Origin of the sequence: Flavobacterium adiutor (assembly GCF_048282555.1) — a bacterium.
Taxonomy (GTDB): domain Bacteria; phylum Bacteroidota; class Bacteroidia; order Flavobacteriales; family Flavobacteriaceae; genus Flavobacterium.
Window position 1 is genome coordinate 1898827 of sequence record NZ_CP182487.1, and the last position, 22082, is coordinate 1920908.

The 22082-nt window shown below is 35.1% G+C and carries 13 protein-coding genes and 1 CRISPR repeat array; of the genes, 9 read left to right on the forward strand and 4 right to left on the reverse strand.

Translation table 11 applies throughout. The annotated features are described in order from the left end of the window. From ACNC7R_RS08365 to ACNC7R_RS08405, 9 genes are all read left to right on the forward strand, one after another. On the forward strand, positions 1-2661 hold the full coding sequence (locus ACNC7R_RS08365) for a glycoside hydrolase family 3 N-terminal domain-containing protein (protein ID WP_417940476.1): 2661 nt from the start codon (positions 1-3) through the stop codon (positions 2659-2661). Positions 2662-2921: 260 nt separating this feature from the next. Next, positions 2922-6032: a SusC/RagA family TonB-linked outer membrane protein gene (locus ACNC7R_RS08370; protein ID WP_417940477.1), complete on the forward strand. Its 3111-nt coding sequence runs from the start codon at positions 2922-2924 to the stop codon at positions 6030-6032. Positions 6033-6043: 11 nt separating this feature from the next. Next, positions 6044-7612, forward strand: a complete 1569-nt coding sequence (locus ACNC7R_RS08375; RefSeq protein ID WP_417940478.1) for a SusD/RagB family nutrient-binding outer membrane lipoprotein — start codon at positions 6044-6046, stop codon at positions 7610-7612. An 88-nt stretch (positions 7613-7700) separates the two neighbouring features. Next, a complete protein-coding gene (locus ACNC7R_RS08380) occupies positions 7701-8750 on the forward strand; it encodes a sialidase family protein (protein WP_417940479.1) in 1050 nt (349 codons plus the stop codon). A gap of 12 nt (positions 8751-8762) precedes the next feature. After that, positions 8763-9095, forward strand: coding sequence for an L-rhamnose mutarotase (locus tag ACNC7R_RS08385; protein WP_417940480.1), 333 nt, complete (start codon positions 8763-8765; stop codon positions 9093-9095). A 28-nt stretch (positions 9096-9123) separates the two neighbouring features. Next, the gene (locus tag ACNC7R_RS08390) at positions 9124-10101 is read left to right on the forward strand and encodes a M20/M25/M40 family metallo-hydrolase (RefSeq protein ID WP_417940481.1); all 978 of its coding nucleotides are present in this window, start codon (positions 9124-9126) and stop codon (positions 10099-10101) included. Positions 10102-10342: 241 nt separating this feature from the next. Further along, positions 10343-14980 carry a type II CRISPR RNA-guided endonuclease Cas9 gene (gene cas9, locus ACNC7R_RS08395; protein WP_417940482.1) on the forward strand — a complete coding sequence of 1546 codons (4638 nt, stop codon included), beginning with the start codon at positions 10343-10345 and terminating at the stop codon, positions 14978-14980. A 9-nt stretch (positions 14981-14989) separates the two neighbouring features. Continuing rightward, positions 14990-15124 carry a hypothetical protein gene (locus tag ACNC7R_RS08400; protein WP_417940483.1) on the forward strand — a complete coding sequence of 45 codons (135 nt, stop codon included), beginning with the start codon at positions 14990-14992 and terminating at the stop codon, positions 15122-15124. Positions 15125-15225: 101 nt separating this feature from the next. Further along, positions 15226-15526: direct repeats of the CRISPR family, unit length 37 nt; unit sequence GTTGTGGTTTGATTAAAGATTAGAAAACACGATATTA. Positions 15527-16012: 486 nt separating this feature from the next. Then, on the forward strand, positions 16013-16588 hold the full coding sequence (locus ACNC7R_RS08405; RefSeq protein ID WP_417940484.1) for a transposase: 576 nt from the start codon (positions 16013-16015) through the stop codon (positions 16586-16588). On the opposite strand, the gene cas2 is transcribed toward ACNC7R_RS08405, so the two are convergent. From cas2 to ACNC7R_RS08425, 4 genes are all read right to left on the reverse strand, one after another. Continuing rightward, positions 16585-16914, reverse strand: a complete 330-nt coding sequence (gene cas2, locus ACNC7R_RS08410; RefSeq protein WP_269236691.1) for a CRISPR-associated endonuclease Cas2 — start codon at positions 16912-16914, stop codon at positions 16585-16587. The genes ACNC7R_RS08405 and cas2 overlap by 4 nt on opposite strands. Beyond that, positions 16890-17804 carry a type II CRISPR-associated endonuclease Cas1 gene (gene cas1 / locus ACNC7R_RS08415; protein ID WP_417940485.1) on the reverse strand — a complete coding sequence of 305 codons (915 nt, stop codon included), beginning with the start codon at positions 17802-17804 and terminating at the stop codon, positions 16890-16892. The genes cas2 and cas1 overlap by 25 nt, the downstream gene beginning before the upstream one ends. A gap of 158 nt (positions 17805-17962) precedes the next feature. Next, positions 17963-19399: an FAD-dependent oxidoreductase gene (locus ACNC7R_RS08420; protein ID WP_417940486.1), complete on the reverse strand. Its 1437-nt coding sequence runs from the start codon at positions 19397-19399 to the stop codon at positions 17963-17965. Between the two features lie 590 nt (positions 19400-19989). Beyond that, positions 19990-22035, reverse strand: coding sequence for a transketolase family protein (locus ACNC7R_RS08425; RefSeq protein ID WP_417940487.1), 2046 nt, complete (start codon positions 22033-22035; stop codon positions 19990-19992). Between the last annotated feature and the right edge of the window lie 47 nt (positions 22036-22082).

Here is a 22082-nt window from a genome sequence, read left to right on the forward strand (position 1 = left end):
ATGTTACAATTAAAAATCAAAAGAACAGCCATTATTTGTGTAATGGCTGTGGGTTTTTTAAACCAGACCTATGCCCAGAAAAAGTATCCATATCAAGCCCCTAAAGCACCTGTTGAAGATAGGGTAAAAGACTTGTTAAGCCGTATGACACTTGAAGAAAAAGTACGCCAGATGGATATGTACAGAGGAGATTTTTTTAAAGAAAAAGAAGATTTTGCTAAAGGTAAATCGGCTGAAAAAATTGGGAAATTAGGCATTGGAGCCATTCATGATCTTTATCCGCGTTCGGCTAAAATGATTAATGATTTGCAAACCAATGTAATCAAAGGAAACCGTTGGGGAATTCCAGCTTTGATTATGTGTGAAATGCTACACGGATATTTAGACGAAGGGAGTACCGCTTTCCCAATGAATATTGGTCTTGGAGCAACTTGGGACACTTCTGTTTTAGACAAAGTGGGAAAAGTAATTGGTATGGAAGCGAGAGCGCACGGAGTTCATTTTGGTTTTGGACCCAACTTAGATTTAGGACGTGAACCAAGATGGGGAAGAGTTGCTGAAACTTTTGGGGAAGATGCTTACTTGAACAGTGAAATTGGTTTGGCATTTATCAAAGGAATGCAGGGAGACGATTTAAAATCAGATCGTTCTATTATTGCTGAGCCTAAACATTTCGCTGTTCATGGTATTCCACAAGCCGGAGGAAATTCTTCTCCGATTTTAGTTGGAGAACGTTCTGCGAGAGAAGATCATTTACCATCTTTCGAAAAAGCCTTCAGAAAAGGCGGTGCTTTGGGAACAATGTGTGCGTATTCTGAGTTAGACGGAATTCCTTGTGCGGCAAATCATTGGTTATTGACAGATGTTTTACGAAACGAATGGGGTTTTAAAGGACTTGTGGTTTCAGATTTAGGAGCTATTAAATACATTCAAACCACGCATAAAGTCTCTGATTCTCCAAAAGAAAGTATTAGAGAAGCGGTTTCTGCAGGAGTGGATATGCAGTTTTATGATTTTTCAAACGAATTCTGGCAGAATACCATTATTGAATTGGTAAACGAAAAGAAATTGACAATGGAAAATATCGATCGTGCTGCGGGAGACGTTTTGCGTTTGAAATTCTTATTAGGATTATTTGAAAATCCATATACCGATAAAAACTTAATAAAAGAACGTTTTCATACTAAAGAAAACCAGGCTGTTGCTTTAGAAGCGGCTCAGAAATCAATGGTTTTATTGAAGAACGACAACAATATTTTACCATTAAGCAAGAATCTTAAAAACATTGCGGTTATCGGACCAAATGCAAATGCTTCGAGAATGGGAGGGTATGCTCCTAAAAATAGCGTTGGAGTGACCGTTTTTGAAGGTGTTCAGCAATTAGTTGGAAAAACAGCGAATGTGGTTTATGAAGAAGGTGTGCCTTTGATTGTAAAAGGACAGGCTATTCCATCTAAATATTTATTTACTTCTGACGGATCTCAAAACGGATTAAAAGGAGAATATTTCAATAACAGAAATCTTGAAGGAACTCCGGCTTTAACGCGTATCGACAGCCAGTTGGAATTTGACTGGCCTTGGGCGCCTGGTGACGGTGTAAATGTCGACGATTTCTCTATTCGCTGGACAGGTTATATCCAGTCAGACCAATCATTTGACGGTTGGTTAGGTTTGAGTTCAGATGACGGAATCAGAATGTGGGTTGATGATCAGTTGGTTATCGACAACTGGACAAAAGGAGCAACAAGTATTGTGACCACTCCAAAAAATATTGAAGCTGGTAAAAAATACAAAGTCCGCATTGAAATGTGGGAAGGAGGCTGGGGAGCCAGAGCTCACTTACGCTGGAACTTAGAAAAAGTAAACATGCAGCCAGCAATCGACGCTGCTAAAAAAGCTGATGTTGCGATTGTGGTTTTAGGAGAATCAAACGAATTGGTAGAAGAAAATAGAGATGTTGCCGATTTGAATTTGCACGGAATGCAGCAGGAATTGATTGAAGCGATTCAAAAAACTGGAACTCCGGTGGTTTGTGTGTTGTTAAACGGTCGTCCGCTTTCTACAAACTGGATTGCTGAAAACATTCCGGCCGTATTGGAAGGCTGGTTTCCGGGAGAATTAGGAGGAAGAGCTGTGGCTGATGTTCTGTTTGGAGATTACAATCCAGGAGGAAGACTGCCAATAACAGTTCCGAAATCAGTTGGACAGTTGCCTATATATTATAATCAAAAACCATCAGCGATTCACAGATATGTAGCAGAGAGCGAGCATCCGTTATACACCTTTGGTTACGGATTAAGTTATACGAAGTTTGAATATTCAAATTTCGCCATCAGTTCTTCGTCGATAAAAGCCGATGATGAACTAAAAGTTTCAGTTGATGTTAAAAATACAGGAGAGCGGGACGGTGATGAAGTGGTACAGTTGTATATTAATGATGTATATAGTTCTGTAACAACACCTGAAAAAACATTGAAAGGATTCAAAAGACTTAACCTCAAAAAAGGAGAAACTAAAACGGTTGAATTTACACTTACACCAGACGAATTATCACTTTGGAACAGAGAAATGAAACGAGTGGTAGAACCTGGAGATTTTGAAGTGATGGTTGGCGGGAACTCTACAGATTTATTAAAAATAAAATTCAGGGTTTTAAACTAAAATATTAAAAATGCCGAATATTTTTCGATGTTTTTACTTATAAAAAATGAATACAATTATAAAAGGCTAAAATCTCTAAAGTAAATGAGATTTTAGCCTTTAAAATAAAGAGGATTTTGATTACAAATCAAACGTTTTCTTTTTATGATTAGTCAAAGTTTCACCTACACCTTTTCAAAATTGTCATTTGTCGAAATAATGAGTCGTTAATAAATTGTATTCTTAAATTTAACATGTTATTAACTCAAAACAATTAAACTATGAATCAAAACGTACTAAGATTACTGTTTTTGTTTTTCCTGTTCGGGTTTCAGAACCTTCAGGCTCAAACGTCAGCAGTAACAGGAACAATCACAGACGCCAGCGGGATGCCTATTCCAGGGGCAAATGTTGTTGTTAAAGGAACAAAAAGTAGTACATCATCAGACTTTGATGGAAAATACAGTATTACTGTTCCGAACCAATCAGCAATTTTGGTATTCACTTATGTAGGTAGTGCTACTAAGGAAGTCCCTGTTGCTGGATTGACTACTATTAACGTTACCTTGGGTGCTAACAACCAGCAATTATCTGAAGTAGTAGTAACCGCTTTGGGGATAAAAAGAGAGAAAAAATCTTTAAGTTATTCTGCTCAGACGGTTTCTACTCAGGAACTTTCTCAGGCGAGATCGCTGAATGTGGCAAATTCACTTTCGGGTAAAGTTGCGGGTCTTAATTTCTCTACTACTGGTACAGGAGTCGGAGGTTCTTCCAGAATTACACTTAGAGGTAACCGTTCACTTACAGGAAATAACCAACCGTTATTTGTAATTGATGGTATCCCTATGGATAATACTGTTTCTTCACCTTCTACAGATATTGGAGGAACCACCAGCTTTGATGGTATTTCAAACATCAATCCTGAGGATGTTGAGTCTATGACGGTATTAAAGGGACCTTCTGCGGCAGCATTATACGGATCACGTGCAAGCAATGGAGTTATTGTAATTACTACAAAAAAAGGATCTAAGAATGGTAAAGCTAATATTTCTGTGTCTTCAAACTTTATGGCTTCTTCTGCATATAATTTATTAAATCAGCAAGATGTATATGGTCAGGGAAATGCAGGCGTTTATAATGCCTCTTCTGTAACCAGCTGGGGACCTAAAATGGAAGGACAGCAAGTAGCAGCATGGCAGCTTGTAGCCAATCCTAATTATGCAGGACCTGCTACTTATGCATATACTCCGCAGCCAAATAACGCAACAGATTTTTTTAAGACAGGTTACAGCTTATCAAATAACCTTACAGCATCAATGGGTAATGATAAAACTCAGGGTTATTTCTCTTATACAAGCACTGAAGCTAAAGGTATTGTGGTAGGGAATGATTTAAAAAGGCATAATTTTAATTTGCGTTTAACGAGTAATTTAACTGATAAGTTCAAACTAGATGCTAAAGTAAATTATATCACTCAAAAAATTGAAAATGCTGTAGGTGCAGGTGAAGGATCAATAGGTGAAGCTCTTTATACTATGCCAAGAAATTTACCTTATGATCAATATAAAGATTTTGAATATATTGATGATGCAGGACAAATACGATATAACTACATAGGAGATGCAAAGTCAGTAAGCACACTTGGAGCCAATCCTTTCTGGCTTGCTAAAAGAAATTTAAGAGCAGACGAAAGAAACAGAATTATCGCTTTCACATCATTAACTTACGATCTTACAAAAGACCTAAGTTTGATGGTAAGAACTGGTATTGATCAGGCTACGAATAAAGCTAAAGTTGCCCGTTATGCAGCAGTTCCAATACTGAATCAGGATTTTGGTAGCTATTCTGAATCAATTTCTGATAATACAGAATTAAACACGGATTTTCTTTTGGCTTATAAAAAGCAATTAGGGGATTTTAAATTAAATGTGAATGCTGGAGGAAATGCTTTAGTTCAAAAACGTGAAGGATTAACTAGTGGAGGTGCATTAACCAAAAGAAATTATTTTACACTGACTAACCTTCAGACTGTAGGTGTTACTCCTGATTATAGTAAAAAGAAAATGAATTCATTATACGGATCATCTCAGCTATCTTATAAAGACTATTTATATTTAGATCTTACAGCGCGTAATGACTGGTCATCTGCTTTACCTGCAGACAATAGATCTTTCTTTTACCCTTCTGTTGGTTTAACTGGTATCATTACTGATATGGTTGATATTAAATCTGACGTGCTTTCATTTTTAAAAGTAAGAGGATCTTATGCACAGGTAGGAAATGATACAAACCCGTATCTTTTAGCAGATCAGCTTAACTATTTTGGTTTTAACGGAGGGGTGGTACAATCTTCTACTTTACTTAGTAACCCTAATCTTAAACCTGAAATCTCTTCTTCTATGGAGTTTGGTGTGAATACGCGTCTTTTCAATAATAAAATTGGTTTAGATTTCACCTGGTTTCAAACCAATACAAAAGATCAGATTTTTACAATTAATTTACCTCCATCATCAGGTTTTGATAAACAAGTAGTAAATGGAGGAGAAATCCGTAATAAAGGTTTTGAAGTAGTTTTAAATGCTAATATTGCAGAGAGTACTAACTTTTCATGGGATGCAACGGCTAACTTTGCAACTTACAGAACTAAAGTTTTAAGTATTTTTGAAGATCGAACAGAACTAAATCTTGCTACTGGTTATGAAAGACTAGCACAAACCATTGTGAAAAAAGGAGGTGATTATGGGGACTTGTATATCCGTGGTTTCCAACGTAATGCTGATGGAGAAATTATTGTGAATGCCACAAGTGGTTTACCATTGTTTACTTCAGGATTTAGTGTTCTTGCCGGGAACTTTAACCCTGACTGGACTGCCGGTTTGCAAAATAAATTCAGATATAAAGATTTTAGTCTTAGTTTCTTGGTTGATTTTCGTATTGGCGGTAATGTAATCTCTTATTCTCAGGCTAGAATGGCCGGAGCAGGGGTAAGTGATATGACGCTGAATGGAAGAGATGGTTTTGTGGTTGATGGAGTTGTTGATAACGGAAATGGTACTTATTCGCCAAACACAACATCAATTACAGCAGAAAATTACTGGTCGCAAGTCGCAAGCAGAGATCCTAGGTCAGCAGAGGATTTTGTTTATGATGCAACAAATATCAGGTTAAGAGAAGTAGTTTTAGGGTACTCTTTGCCAAGTAAATTGTTAAGAAATTCGCCATTTACCGGTATTGATTTCTCTATCGTTGGGCGAAACCTGTTTTTCTTTGTTAATAAAGCGAAATACTTTGATCCGGAACAAGGCGTAAGTGTTGGAAATCTTCAGGGTATAGAATCTTATAACATTCCAACTACCAGAGATTTTGGATTTAATGCGAAATTCAACTTTTAAAAAAATAAAACATGAAAAATAATTTAATCAAATTTTTTGCAATCGTTTTTCTGTTTCAGATAACAGCATGTACTTCGGATTTTGATGAAACCAATACAAATCCAAATACGCTTACTTCTGATCAGTTAGATGCAACTATGGCAGGACCTGCTTTTGCAAATGCCTTGTATAAAGGAACTGGAAATGCATCATGGAGTCTTCCTGGAGATGATTATGGAACATATGGACTGGCAACGGCCTTACATTCAATGATATTCACACATTATATGGGGTACACAGGCGGTGCCGCTACTGATGTTAATGGGATTAATGATGGATGGAGAAGCAGAGGCTGGTTAAGATTTTATACTTTGGCTGTTCCTTCTTTACTAAACAGTTATAAAGCTGCTAAAGGGAATGCTGAAGCTACCGCTGTTTTAGATATCTGGAAAGTGTATATGTTTCACAGGTTTACAGATGAATGGGGACCTGTTCCATATTCTCAGGCTGGTATTGGCGGATCGTCAGTAGCTTATGATTCTCAGGAAGATATGTACACTGATTTTTTCAAACTTTTAGAAGCGGCTAATACAACTTTGAGTACTACATCTCAGACTACTGTGGGGGTATTTAAAGATTATGATGCTATATATGGAGGAAATGTTGAGAAATGGAGAAAATTTGCTAATTCATTAAGACTGCGTTTAGCCTTAAGAATTTCGGATAAAGATGCAGCAAGAGCAAAAACTCAGGCTGAAGCAGCTGTAGCAGCGGGTGTTATGCAGTCCAATGATGATAGTGCTTATTATAAAGTAACTAAAGATACTTACAATAATTTTGTAGATATCATGAAATATTGGGGTTTTGCTATGACGGCTGATATGGAAAGTATGCTTAAAGGGTATAATGATCCAAGAATGAAAATTTGGTTTTCTCCTGTTACAGATGCTACTTCTGCATATAAAGGTCAATACGTTGGCTTGCCTAGCGGAATTGGAACATCTATATCCTGGGGTAAAGATTTAAGCGGAACGAATCAAGTAACTACATTTTCTGACAATGTTACAAAAAACATAGAAGTAATGATGGCTTCAGAATCTAATTTTAGCCGCTCTGAAGGAGTTTTATTAGGATGGAATATGTCAGGCTCTGCTAAAACTCTTTATGAAGATGGTATTCGTTTGTCAATGCAGCAGTGGGGTGTTACAGATAATACTGCAATTAATGCTTATATAGCAGGAACTACAACTGGTGCTGTGCCAACATTTGGTAGTATGTACCCAGATCCTACTCCTCCGGTTAATGTGCCTGTAGCATGGGCAGCTAGTACAAGTGACCAGAAGAAGCAAATCGCAGTTCAAAAATATCTGGGACTTTTTCCTGAATCATGGGAAGCCTGGTCTGATTTACGCAGAACAGATGCAGCTATATTATATCCATTGATTACAACTTTAGACCCTACAATTGGTAAAGGAGTAATGAAACGTTTAACATATTTACCGGATGAATACAGTACCAATGCAACAGCTGTAAATAATGGGATAACACTTCTTGGAGGTCCGGATAAAGGCAGTACACGAGTTTGGTGGGATGTAAAATAAATTGAATAAGTAATGATAAAGAGATTCGTTGCTTAATAATAAAAGGAGAGGTAACTCTCCTTTTGTTTTTTTATATAAAAATTAGATTATGCATTTAAAAAAATATTTTCCTTTCTTTTTATTAAATGTTCTTTTGCTTTCCTGTACTTCGCTAAAGAAAGAGCCAAAAGCCATTACTATCACTCAAAATTACATAGCCGAAAAACCCGTTACTGCAGCAAGCCATGCCTCAACATTGGTTGAAACAGAGCCTAACGTTCTTTTGGCTGCCTGGTTTGGAGGAAAACATGAAGGGGCAACAGATGTAAGTATTTATATTTCTTCCTATAAAGAAAAAAAATGGTCAGCGCCTAAAAAAATTATTGAGCCACTAATTAAAGATGGAGATACCCTGCCTTGCTGGAATCCGGTTTTGTTTAAAAGTAAAGCGCAAAATTTATATTTGTTTTATAAAGTGGGCAAAAACCCGAGAGAATGGTCTGGGGCTATGATCGTTTCAAAAGACAATGGAAACACCTGGAGTGAGGCAAAATACCTCCCAAAAGGAATATTAGGACCCATTCGAAACAAACCAATTGAAATTACCCCCGGAGTTATTTTGTGCGGAAGCAGTACCGAAAGCATCGATGATAATAAGTGGAGAGTTTTTATAGAAACTTATACAGAATCTACAGACAGCTGGACAATAACGGATATTAATGACAAGAAAAATTTCGATATCATCCAGCCGACATTTTTAGTACATTCTGATAGAGAAATTCAGATTTTATCCCGAAGCAGGCATAATAAATTAATTGCTTCATGGTCAGAAGATAATGGTAAAACCTGGCAGAAGACAGACAGTATAAATGTTATCAATTCGAATTCGGGAATAGATGCGCTAACGTTATCCCATAAATCATTTTTACTGGTCAATAATCCTTTAAAAATGGGGAAAGACTGGTTTAACGGAAGAAATGTTCTCGATGTAGAATATTCAAACAACGGTGTAAACTGGAAAAAATTATTTGATCTGGAAAATCAAAAAGAAGGCGAATTTAGTTATCCCGCTATTATTCAGACTTCAGACAAAAAAATACATATTTTGTACACCTATAACCGAAAGTTTATCAAACACACTACATTTGATTTGCAATAAAAAAACACCATTATGCAAAAATACTGCCTCGCTTTAGATTTAAATAACGATCCAAAATTAATTGCCGAATATATAGAACATCATAAAAATGTCTGGCCTGAGATACAAAAAAGCATCAGAGATTCCGGAATTCTCAATTTAGAAATTTACAACATTGGCGATCGTTTATTTATGATTATTGAAGCCGTTGATCATTTCTCATTTGAAGAAAAAGCAAAAATGGATGCCGAAAACCCAAAAGTTCAGGAATGGGAAACCTTAATGTGGAAATTCCAAAAGGCGCTTCCTCAGGCAAAATCTGGAGAAAAATGGATTTTAATGAATAAGATTTTTGAACTCAAATAAATGTGTACCTCCCTCTAATTTAGGATTAATGATAATAAAATTTTTACCAAAGGGCAGTATTGTTTTAGGGCTATTTTTTTTGACAACCATTTTAAATGCCCAAAAAAATAACCTCACCGAGACATTCTATAAACATGACAAATACCTGTCATCGGATAAGTTAGAAGGTCGTTTTCCGGGAACCAAAGGCAATAATGAAGCGGCTGCTTACATCAAAAAATATTTTAAAAAATACGGTTTAAAAACGTTTGATAGTAACTATTATCAGCCTTTCAGCCTTTTTGTGAAAGAAGGAATAAACAAGATGAAATCGGATAGTGTTGCGACTCAAAATGTGGTAGGATATCTTGAAGGTTCCGATGAAAAACTGAAGAACGAATATATAGTAATAGGCGCTCATTATGATCATTGGGGATGGGGCGGACAAAATTCAGGCAGTAAAAACAAAGAAGCTTTCGCTATTCATAACGGAGCAGATGACAATGCCTCAGGAGTTTCGGCTTTACTCTGTATTCTTGAAGAATTATCAAAAGCCATTGTAAAGCCCAAAAGAAGTATCATTTTTATTTCGTTTAGTGGAGAAGAAGAAGGACTGTTGGGCTCTCAATATTTCGTATCTCATTTGCCTGTTCCAAAAGAAGCTGTAAAACTTATGCTAAATATGGATATGGTAGGAAGGCTAAATGAAGAGAAACAAATTTACATGGGAGGTGCCGGAACGTTTCCAGATGGAGTAGAATTGATGAAGAAATTAGGCAAAGGCAGTGCTCTTAATCCGGTGGTACATGCTGGCGGAGTAGGAGGGTCAGATCATGTTTCATTTTATAAAGCTGGAATTTCTGCCGTGGGATTTCATACCGGAGGCCATCCGCAATACCATACACCCGAAGACGATATTGAATTAATAAATAGTCAGGGAGGTGCTTTGGTCGCTCAATATATTTATAATGCGCTAGTGGCAATTGCAAATAATCCGCAGCAACTCTATTTTATTAAGCAAGATTAAGGAATATTTTATCTAATTATCTCTATGAGAGAATCTTATTTTTTTAAATAAAAAAGTCCCACCGAAGCAGGACTAAAGATTTTCATCTACGGCATATAGCCTTATTGTGATAAGATTAAAGATTAGAAATTTTAATCAGTTACAAATGTATAGAAAAAATAAATTAGTTTGAATAAGGAAAACCGTATTTGCTTTAATTTATTTTGTCTTATATTTCGTTCATGTTTAAAATTTAGGAGATATGGCAAAAATTTTAGGATTAGATTTAGGAACGAACTCGATTGGGTGGGCGATTAGAGATACTGAAAATGAAGGCAAGGAGCAAATTATTGATAAAGGAGTTAGGATATTCTCCGAAGGAGTAAAATCTGAAAAAGGCATTGAAAGTTCGCGTGCTGCTGAAAGAACAGGTTACAGAAGTGCAAGAAAAATAAAATACCGTAGAAAATTAAGGAAATACGAAACTTTAAAAGTTCTTTCTGTAAATGGGATGTGTCCTTTGTCGATTGAAGAAGTTGAAGAATGGAAAAAATCTGGGTTTAAAAAATATCCGCTTAATCCTGAATTTCTGAAATGGTTACGTACTGATGAAGTTGAAAATCAAAACCCTTATGTTTTTAGGGATAGAGCCAGTAAACAAAAAGTAGCTTTATTTGAACTTGGACGAGCTTTCTACCATATTGCCCAAAGACGAGGTTTTTTGAGTAACAGACTTGACCAATCAGCAGAAGGAGTTTTCGAAGAACATAATCCACAAATCCAAGCTTTAATTGAGGATTTAGATAACACAAATTTGATTTTGGAAGAATTAAATGGTTATTATCTGAATATAGGAATCATAGAATTAACTGAAAAAGTTGTTTTTAAAAAAGATTTAGATGAAGGTGAAAAAAAACTAAAAACACTTTATAATTCCTTGGTTGCCATAACGAAGAAAAATGAAAACAATGTAGAGAAATGTAAAGAAGAACTTATTGCAAGGCTAAATAAAAAAGATGATTTAGGAAAAGTAAAAGGTAAAATAAAAGATATTTCACAAGCAATGCTTGATAGGAATTTTAAGACTTTAGGGCAATATTTTTATGGTCTTTATAACAAAGAAGAAATCAGAAATCAATATACTTCAAGGGAGGAACATTATCTTAAAGAATTTGAAATAATTTGTGAAGCTCAGGGAATCGAAGGAATTGATAATACCGAAAAATTACCCGAAAAGAAATTTACAGGTTTAGCCAAAGATTTGTATAAGGCCATTTTCTTTCAGCGACCATTACAATCACAGAAAGGCTTGATTGGAAAGTGTTCTTTTGAAAAAAGCAAATCACGTTGCGCTATCTCTCATCCGGATTTTGAGGAGTACAGAATGTGGACGTATTTGAACACCATAAAGATTGGAACCCAAAGCGAAAAAACATTGCGTTTTCTGACACAAGAAGAGAAATTGAAATTGATTCCGAAATTCTACAGAAAGAATGATTTTAATTTTGAAGTTTTAGCTAAAGAACTTGTTGAAAAAGGAGCAAGTTTCGGCTATTACAAATCTTCAAAAAAGAATGAGTTTTTTTATTGGTTTAACTACAAACCAACAGACAGTGTTTCGGCTTGCCAGGTTTCAGCTTCGTTGAAAAACACGGTCGGGGACGATTGGAAAACAAAAACATTCACGTATCAAACACTAAATGCTAAAAAGGAAGAAGTAACCAAAACAGTTGATTACAAAGATTTATGGCATTTGCTTTCTGTTTCTACTTCGGATATTTATTTATATGAATATGCAAAAGAAAAATTAGGATTAGATGATAAAAGTGCAAAAGCTTTTAGTAAAATAAAATTGAAAAAGGATTTTGCCAGTTTGAGTTTATCTGCAATCACTAAAATTTTGCCTTATCTAAAAGAAGGGCTTTTGTATTCTCACGCAGTATTTATGGCAAACATTTCAACTATTGTGGATGCCGAAATTTGGAAGGATGTTGAACAAAGAAACTATATTCAAAATAAAATCGCAGAAATTATTGAAAATTACACTTTTGAAAAAGGTTTGTTGGAAGTTGTTAATGGTTTAATAAAAGAATATAAAACTGAAAATGAAGATGGTAAAAAAGTATATTATTCAAATGAAGCAGAACCAGAATTTGCAAATGATTTGAAGAAAAAATTACTTGGTTTTTACAAATCAAATAAGATGGAGGATGAAAGAGAGCAACAAGCCATTTTCAATCATTTGTTACCAATTTTTATCGATCAATTAAAGAAATATGAGTTCATCAAAATAAAGAGATTAGATGAAAAAGTTTTAGAATTTCTGAAAGGAGAAAATGAAACTGGTCAAGTATTTTGTAGTGAAGAAAAAGGAACAGACCAGGAGAAGGAAAAGAAAGTAAATAATAGGCTAAAAAAACTATATCATCCATCAGATATCGAGGTTTTCAAAAAGAAAATTATCAAAGATGAGTTTGGAAATGAAAAAGTAGTTTTAGGAAGCCCTTTGACTTCATCCATTAAAAATCCTATGGCAATGCGAGCTTTGCATCAATTGCGAAAAGTTTTGAATACGCTTATTCTTGAAGGTGAAGTTGACGAAAACACAAGAATTCACATTGAGATGGCTCGTGAATTGAATGATGCGAATCGAAGAAAGGGAATTCAGGATTATCAAAAGGAGAATAAAGATTTCAGAGACAATGCCATAAAAGAAATCAAGAAATTGTATTTGGATGAATGTGGTAAAGAAGTAGAACCAACGGAAGACGATATTCTAAGATATCAGCTTTGGATTGAGCAAGATAAATGTGAGATATACGAGCAAGGCAAAAATATACGGATATGTGATATAATAGGGAGTAATCCTGCTTATGATATAGAGCATACCATTCCAAGAAGTATTTCGCAGGATAATTCTCAAATGAATAAAACGCTTTGTAGTCAGAGGTTTAACAGAGAAATAAAAAAGCAAAAAATGCCAATTGAGTTAAGTAATCATTTGGAAATTTTACCAAGAATTGCGCATTGGAAAGAAGAAGCAGATAATTTATCAAGAGAAATCGAGATAATTAGCCGTTCCATAAAAGCAGCATCAACAAAAGAAATAAAAGATAAAAAAATACGAAGAAGGCATTACCTGACTTTGAAACGAGATTATCTTCAAGGAAAATATGATAGATTTATTTGGAAAGAACCAAAGGTTGGATTCAAAAACAGCCAAATCCCGGATACAGGAATTATTACCAAATATGCGCAAGCTTATTTAAAATCGTATTTTAAAAGAGTAGAAAGCGTAAAAGGTGGTATGGTCGCCGAATTTAGAAAACAATGGGGAATTCAGGAAAGTTATATTGATGAAAACGGATTCAAGCAATACAAAGAAAAAGACCGAAGTAAACATACACACCATACAATTGATGCCATAACGATTGCCTGTATGACCAAAGACAAATACGATGTTTTGGCTCACGCATGGAGATTGGAAGACGAGCAAAACAAAAAAGAGGCAAAAGCTATAATTGAACAAGCAAAACCCTGGAAGACCTTCAAAGAAGATTTGCTGAAAATTGAGGATGAAATTTTGGTTTCCCATTTCACACCCGATAATGTTAAAAAGCAGTCTAAAAAGATTGTTAGAGTTCGTGGGAAAAAGCAATATGTAGCCGAAATAGAGCCTGATGAAAAAGGAAAAGCAATACCAAAAAAAGATGCTAATGGAAAAATAATCTATAAGGTAAATGATAAAGGAGAAAAAATCCCAAGATTGCATCAAGGTGACACAGTAAGAGGTTCTTTGCATCAGGATAGTATTTATGGAGCAATTAAAAATCCATTAAAAACTGATGAAATTCGTTATGTTATCCGTAAAGATTTAGAAAGTTTAAAAGCCAACGATATTGAAAACATTGTTGATGAAAGTGTAAAAGAGAAAGTAAAAGAAGCCATTGCCAATAAAGTTTTGCTACTTTCTTCGAATGCGCAACAGAAAAATAAAATTGCCGAGAATAAAAAGGTTTGGATGAATGAAGAAAAGCAAGTTCCGATAAAGAAAGTTAGAATTTACGCTAATTCAGTTAAAAATCCTTTACACATTAAAGAGCATAGTTTATTGTCAAAATCACGTCACGAACACAAACAAAAGGTTTATGGATTAAATGATGAAAATTTTGCAATGGCAATTTATGAAGGGTTAGATAAAAAAGGAAATACGGAAAGAGCTTTTGAATTAATTAATTATATGGATGCTGGTTATTATTATAAATTAAAAAATAAAAATGAAAGAAGAAAAAATATTATTTCTTTAATTCCTGAAAAGCATTTAGAAACAGGGTTTGATTTGTTAAAATCCAATAATAAACCTATAATTTTAAAAAAGGGTTTAAATGTAATTTTATACAAAAATGAAAAGGAAGAAATCAACTTTAATAATCCTAATAGCATAATTAAAAGGCTGTACAAGATTTCAGGATTAGATAAAGATGGAATAAAATTAACTTATTGTGTTTCTGCTAAAGGCTCAACAGAAAATATAGCTTATATGAATGATGTCATAAATGAACAAAAATTATTTCAAATAAGAAGCGAAATTGAAAATTTAGGTTTGTGGGGTAATATTTTTTCAGATTTTAAAAATGATAATATAAAAAAGTCTATTTTTTTTAAAAACCTGAATGATTTACTTAATAAACATTATTTAGAGAATAATGTTTACGATTCAAAAGGCTTAATTAAAAATGTAAAATTCAAGGAAAGTGGATTGACCACTCCAAAAGGAGGAGATGTTATTGATAATTTTAAAGATTTTCCATATATTAAGTTTAAAGCAAGTAATTTCAATGCTTTAATTGAAGGAATTGATTTTAAGATTTTACCATCAGGAAGAGTTGTTGAAATTTAATAAGTTATTATGGATCATTCAAAATTAACAGAAGAGCAAATCAAAAAGATTCAAGCAAAAATTGATAAAGCTGAAAAAAGTGGATTCAGTACTAAAACAAAAGAAGAACTTTTAATTAAAATAAAAAAGAAATTGGGCTTATAATAAGCTTAAAACGTTCTTTGACATAAAAAATCAAATCTTAAACATCTCAAACCACAACTGAAAGGTATGGCATCCGCCCTGTAGGGATGCAGTAGCTTTCAGTTGTGGTTTGATTAAAGATTAGAAAACACGATATTTTCTTTAACTTCATTTTTAAGTTGTTCTGAGTTGTGGTTTGATTAAAGATTAGAAAACACGATATTATTGATCGCTTTTTCTTTTTAGAAGTCAGGGTTGTGGTTTGATTAAAGATTAGAAAACACGATATTAGCACCAGTTGACAAACCTGTAGCAATACTGTTGTGGTTTGATTAAAGATTAGAAAACACGATATTAATGTGGAAGATGTGTATAATTTGTTTGTAGTTGTGGTTTGATTAAAGATTAGAAAACACGATATTAGTTGGTTTGTTTCCTTCTGATAATCATAGAGTTGAATCGAAATATCGTATAAAAAAATGCCTCTTTTTTGGATTGATACCCCAGGATTGAGGCATTTTTTTGTTTGTAATAATTTGAATTTTTTTATCATGATCATGATGGTTTGCGAAGGGACAGCTCGCGAGCTGTCCGTGCTTTGTTAATCGAAAAATAGTCATAATCGGGTTTCATTAGTACATTTCGGATTTTTCTATTTGATAAAAGATTAGAAAATACGATATTAGTTGGTCTGTTTCCTTCGGATAATCATAGTGTTAAATCGAAATATCGTATAAAAAAAGGCTTCTTTTTTGTATTGATATCCCAGAATTGAGGCATTTTTTTGTTGGTAATAATTTGAATTTGAATATTTTTATCATGAAATCATGATGGTTTTTGAAGGGACAGCTCGCGAGCTGTCCGTACTGATATGCATGTTTGGCAGATGTAATTATAAATTGAATGATAATGAAAAATAGAAAAAGAAATAGAATGCAGGGATTTGATTATTCCAGCGATAATTTATATTTCGTCACGATATGTGTTCAGGATAGAATTTGTTGTTTTGGATCCGTGGGGACAGCTCGCGAGCTGTCCGTACATCATCCTAATGAAAATCAGTTCGAAAATAATTGTGCAGTAGTAAAAATGAATTTGAATGAATTTGGAAAAATCGTAAAGCAGCAAATTGAATGGCTGGCCGAACAATATAAATATGTTGAAATTCATAATTATGTTGTAATGCCTAATCATGTTCATATGATTATAGAAATTGATAGGAATAAATTATTGATAGGGACAGAAGGGACAGCTCGCGAGCTGTCCGTACAGGAAATCAAAATAAAATCATTATCAGGTTTAATAGGAGCGTTTAAAACCACATCATCAAAATTGATTCATAAGGCTGGTTTTGAAGTTTTTTCCTGGCAGCGTTCTTTTCACGATCATATCATTCGAAACGATAAATCATATCACAACATTAGTAATTATATTGATTTGAATCCTCAAAAATGGGTATCAGATACTTTTTTTGCTAATCGTTAGAACAATTCTAATTGAGTTGGCTGAGGGGCTGACGGTACTGCTGCTTTTCCCCAGAAATTCAAAATATTACCAAACTGTTTGTCAGTTATTCGAAGTATGCTTACTTTTCCTAAAGGAGGAAGCAGTTTGTGGATTCTCTTTTCATGAACATCGGCACTTTCACCGCTTGCACAATGACGAACATAAACAGAATACTGCATCATCGAAAATCCATCTTTTAGTAAATTATTTCTAAATCCAGATGCATTTCGCCTGTCTTTTTTTGTTTCTGTTGGGAGATCAAAAAAAACAAACAGCCACATTATTCGATATCCGTTAAGTTCCATAGTGCAGGATATTTAATTTTTTTCCGAGTTCCTGTGAAACATTGTTGAAGTGAACTTGCTGTTTTTTGCAAAGCGATCATTACAGGACTTTTCTCCTCTTTAAAATAAACTGTTCTCGTTAATATTTGTAATAATTCAGATTTGATGGCAGTGTTTAGTTCCTGTTCACTAAAACGCTGCATAATTTCAAAGACCTTTTCATCAACAATAGGCCGGAAGGGCTCCATAATGTCATCGGCAAGTGCAAAAGCATTATATTTACTTTTATGGTGGATTCCTAACGTATTCAATAATCCGCTTCCAGAAAGTGCTCTTGCAGTTGCAGCTCTTAAAATGGCGTAACCGTAATTAAGGAAATTATTAGGATAGTCGCCATACCGTTCCCGTTTGATACCATCAAATTCTAAATGAGGCTGAGGAAAATGTTTCCAATACTGTTGTGCCGCAGCACCTTCCATGTTTGACGAATCGCCACTTAATACTTTACTGGCAAGGAAAGGAAAACTATTTTTTGATTTTGTTATTCTTTCAAGTAACTGCCCCTGGTTTTTAATTTTTTCAATTATGGTTTGCTGCCATAATTTTTTTTTTAGTGGTATGGAAGCTTCGATTTGGTTTTTAAATATTTCCTGCTGGATATGATGACTGTTGAGGTTTAAGAACATGCCATTAGGAAGATGATTTTTTCCGCAGATAATAACAGAAGAATTATTCTCAACAAGTAAATTCATAGCTGGAATACTGAGGTAGATTTCATTATGATCGAGAACAAGAAATCCGATATCCTCGATAGGAATTGTACTCTCCCGTGTTTCTGATTTTAATACTAGCTGATTGTTTTTTGCCGTAATAGAAAATTTGTTTTCAATTAGAATACTTCTTTTTAGCATAAATTTAAAATTATAGATTTCTGTCATTTAACAGACAGATGTCATTCATTAGTGTTTTAAATTTAAACTTTAAAAAAGTATTGTTTTTACGGTTTTCCTTAATTAGTGAATTATATTATCGTATTAAAAAGCACGCTATGGTATGTGTCAATAAATTATTAGTCTTTTTTCTCAAACCATCTTCTTGGCGCATCACTTTCGTGTAGTACAATTTCAGAATGCAGGAACTGTGCAGCTTCTGCTGAATCTTGTACTTTAACAGCGCTTCTTTCCAGCATTTCTGCTTCAAACTCCATTATTGCACTTTTTCTTATTCCTGCTTTTCGCCAGTCAGATGAGGGTCTGCATCCTTTAAAAATACTTCTTGCCAATGTAAGTGCGTCCAGAATTGCCTGATTGGCACCCTGCCCTTTAAATGGGCTCATAGGATGAGCTGCATCTCCAATCAGAGTCACTTGTCCTGAGTTTTCTAATAATTCCGGTTTGAGTAATTCACGATCATAAACGGGATAGCCGGAAATATAAGTTTCCTCAGTTGCTGATACAATTTGAGGAATAGGATGGTGCCATTGGGTTCTTCTGCATGATTCTTCTTTGAGTGCCTTAGGTCCTTTAGCACTTAATGATTTGGCTTCTTCTTCAGATATCGGAAAGCTAAGCTGCCACATCACCGAATCTGATGAATAGGGCATAATGTAGATGCGTTCGTTGCCATTGGCCGTCTGAAATATGGTAGCGGAGTCCAGTAAAGGACTATTAAGATGCTCTAAAGTACTTAATGGACAGATACCTAAAATCACTATACAACCGAGATAACGCAAAGGAGTAGTTTTTTCTCCAATCAACAGTCTTCGAACAGAACTTCGAATACCATCCGCTCCAACCACAAGGTCTGCCTTGGCTTTCTTAATCTTTCCATCGACCTGAAAACTGAGATTAATGTTTTTTTCAGATTCCTTAAAATCTATTAACTGATGGCCCCATTGTATTTGATTATTTCCTCCAAGCTGCTCCAGTAAAGCTAATCGTAAAGATTGACGTGCAATATGCACATTCGTACGTTTAGAAGATTTTTTTGTATCTGATTGAATCCACTTTCTGGTTCCCCATTCCGCAATTATTTTTCCATCCGGAGTATGAACCAGGTGCCTTGTTGAAATTACTCCTTTTTTTAAAGAGAAAATTCCTAATCCCTGAATTGCTTTGCTGGCTTGTTGCAAAGTGAGTCCGTACCCTTGAGAACGGGCATTAAAGTCGTTGTCGCGTTCGTAAAGTGTGAAAGGAATTCCGCGATGCAAACAGGCAACCGCAAGTGCAATTCCGCCAATACCGCCGCCAATAATAGCAATGTGTGGATATTCATTATTTACTACAGGAGTGCTTGCAGTAGCCATTAATCCTGATCCTGAACAGTGAGGACATGAATATGGGTTTCCCTTCGGCGGAACCGGTGCCGTACCTTTGCCTTCCAATTTTTCAAATTCATTCAATGCGATCTGGTAAAGAAGCCGTGTTTTTTTGCTTATTCTTCGGCTTTTTTTTCCGCGTCCCAGACATTCCTGACAGATAGTCCAGCTTGAGTGTTTATTTTCCACTTTTTCTGCTTCCACTTTGTTACTTGATGATTATTACCTGTATTTTGAAAATGCAAAGTTAAGATAAAAGAGAAGGGATTATAAATCTTATTGTTTTACTTGAAAATCCTTCCGCTAATTTTTCCAATATCGGCAAAATCATCTAGATTATTCCACGGCTCATTTTTGTTGATTGTATTATCAATTGTTGCTGAGGTTTTTTATTTAAGATTTCCGGACTTTTTTAATATGAGAAAAATGTGACTTCGTATTTCTCTGCCATTAGCAGTATCGAGCGCAATGTCGTTAAGTTGAGAGATTTTAGATTGAGGATTAGCCATTTTTGATTTAAAATTTGATGTGGCTAAATAGTTGATTGTCGATTTAACGAGGTTTTTTTAGATTAGAAATCAAAAATCGTTAATCAAAAATCAGCAATCATTTTATTTTTTAATCCTTAAGTTAATGACATTGGTATCAAGTCTTCATCCTGGTCTAAACTGAAAGCAGCTTCGTATGTCGAAATGTATGAAAAAAGCCTCCATATTTATCGATTTGGAGGCTCATTAGTAAAAACAGAATGAAGGTGCTTTCAGTTAAATCATTTTTATTTAGTTTAACTTATTTGCTTCTAAATATTTAATGATTTCTGCGCAGGCATTTTTACTGGTAAAGCCAAATTTTTCATCCAAAATATTAGCAGGAGCAGAGTAACCAAAATGATCTAGTCCGAAAACTTTTCCACGGCTTCCCGCAAGATTTTCCAGATTAACCGGAAGACCCGCTGTCATTCCGAAGACTAATCCGTTTGTAGGAATAACGCTTTCCTGATATTCTTTTGGCTGTGACCTGAAAAGGCCTTCAGAAATGATAGAAGCCACGTTTATTTTTATATTCATGCTGCTTTCCAATTCTGCTGCTGCCTCAATAAGAGTCTCTACTTCAGATCCATTTGCTATTAAGGTTATATCTGGGTTTTCAACAGCTTTTACAAGATAACCTCCTTTTTTTGCTTTAGAAGCTTCTACAAATCTTGAATTTCCTGAAGTTGGAATATCTGTGATGTTTTGTCTGGAAAGAATTAATCCCGTTGGTGTCTTTTTATTTTCTAAAGCCATTTGCCATGCTACAGAAGTTTCAACAGCATCTGCAGGTCTCAGGGCTAATAAACTTTGATTTCCCGAGTGATTTTTGATTTTTTCCAATAATCTAATCTGAGCTTCCTGTTCAATTGGCTGATGTGTTGGTCCGTCTTCTCCTACTCGGAAGGAATCATGCGTCCAGACATATTTAACCGGAAGTTCCTGAATGGCCGCAAGTCGAATGGCAGGTTTCATATAGTCAGAAAAGACAAAAAAAGTAGCTACAACCGGAATAACTCCACCATGAAGTGCGATTCCGTTTGCAATCGCAGCCATAGTAAGTTCTGCAACTCCGGCCTGAAGGAATCCACCACTAAAATCATCTTTTTTCAGAACCGATGATTTTTTTAAGAAACCATCTGTTTTGTCACTATTAGATAAATCAGCAGAAGAAACAATGATATTTTCTACATTTTCAGCCAGATATCCCAAAACAGCTGCCGAAGCATCACGGGTAGCGGAATTGGCTTTTTGTGCTATTGAATTAAAATCAAGTTCCGGCAGTTCACCGTTAAAAAACTGCTGGATTTTTTTTGCGAGTTCGGGATTTTGCTTTTCCCAGGCAGCAATTTTTGTTTTTCTCTCTGCTGCTTCCGCTGTTTTTTTTGCTAAAACATTTTTGTAATGTGCAGCAACGTCTTGGTAAACAGCAAATGAATCTTCGGGATTTGCTCCTAAATTAAGTAATGTTGATTTAAAACACGCCTTTGTTCCACCAATCGGTTTTCCGTGCAGTTCGCATTGTCCTTCGTACATTTCACCATCAGCGGTTACGCATCCTTTACCCATAATAGTTCTTCCAATAATCAGTGTTGGTCTCTCCAGTTCTGCATGTGCAGCGTTAAGAGCAGAACGGATATGCGTATGGCTATGTCCATCGATCGTAATAACTTTCCATCCCCAGGACTCGTATTTCATAGCAGTATCTTCTGTCGTTACTTCATCGGTCATTGATGATAGCTGTACATCATTTGAATCATAAAACATAATAAAATTATTCAGTCCCAAATGTCCGGCAATACGTCCTGCGCCCTGAGAAATCTCTTCCTGAATGCCTCCGTCTGTTATGAATCCGTAAATTTTATGATCGAATAAATTATCAAATCTGGCCGATAAAAACTTCGCTGCAATGGCTGCACCCACGCCCATAACATGCCCCTGTCCTAAAGGGCCTGATGTGTTTTCTATTCCTCTTTTTACGTCAATTTCAGGATGTCCTGGTGTAACAGATCCCCATTGTCTGAAATGTTCTAAATCTGTTCTTTCATAATTGCCTAATAAATGATACTGGGCATACATCAAAGCCGAAAGATGCCCGGCATCCATAAAAAAACGATCCCTGAAAATCCACTGCATATCCGATGGATCATATTTTAAATATTCTGTATAAAGGATATGCATAAAATCGGCTCCACCCATAGATCCGCCCGGGTGCCCTGAATTCGCTTTTTCAACCATTGAAATGGCCAATGCTCTAATATTATCCGCAGATAATTGGTCTATTGTCTTGTTCATTTTTTGTTAATTAATGTAATTATGAGTTATTGATTAAACTTAGATTT

What these genes read in the sequence shown, in the direction of transcription:
- ACNC7R_RS08370 (WP_417940477.1), top strand. Translation starts at nt 2,922, where the DNA reads ATGAATCAAAACGTACTAAGATTACTGTTTTTGTTTTTCCTGTTCGGG.
- ACNC7R_RS08380 (WP_417940479.1), top strand. Translation starts at nt 7,701, where the DNA reads ATGCATTTAAAAAAATATTTTCCTTTCTTTTTATTAAATGTTCTTTTG.
- cas2 (WP_269236691.1), bottom strand. Translation starts at nt 16,914, where the DNA reads ATGGAACTTAACGGATATCGAATAATGTGGCTGTTTGTTTTTTTTGAT.
- ACNC7R_RS08385 (WP_417940480.1), top strand. Translation starts at nt 8,763, where the DNA reads ATGCAAAAATACTGCCTCGCTTTAGATTTAAATAACGATCCAAAATTA.
- ACNC7R_RS08365 (WP_417940476.1), top strand. Translation starts at nt 1, where the DNA reads ATGTTACAATTAAAAATCAAAAGAACAGCCATTATTTGTGTAATGGCT.
- ACNC7R_RS08375 (WP_417940478.1), top strand. Translation starts at nt 6,044, where the DNA reads ATGAAAAATAATTTAATCAAATTTTTTGCAATCGTTTTTCTGTTTCAG.
- ACNC7R_RS08400 (WP_417940483.1), top strand. Translation starts at nt 14,990, where the DNA reads ATGGATCATTCAAAATTAACAGAAGAGCAAATCAAAAAGATTCAAGCA.
- ACNC7R_RS08425 (WP_417940487.1), bottom strand. Translation starts at nt 22,035, where the DNA reads ATGAACAAGACAATAGACCAATTATCTGCGGATAATATTAGAGCATTG.
- cas1 (WP_417940485.1), bottom strand. Translation starts at nt 17,804, where the DNA reads ATGCTAAAAAGAAGTATTCTAATTGAAAACAAATTTTCTATTACGGCA.
- ACNC7R_RS08390 (WP_417940481.1), top strand. Translation starts at nt 9,124, where the DNA reads ATGATAATAAAATTTTTACCAAAGGGCAGTATTGTTTTAGGGCTATTT.
- ACNC7R_RS08405 (WP_417940484.1), top strand. Translation starts at nt 16,013, where the DNA reads ATGAAAAATAGAAAAAGAAATAGAATGCAGGGATTTGATTATTCCAGC.
- cas9 (WP_417940482.1), top strand. Translation starts at nt 10,343, where the DNA reads ATGGCAAAAATTTTAGGATTAGATTTAGGAACGAACTCGATTGGGTGG.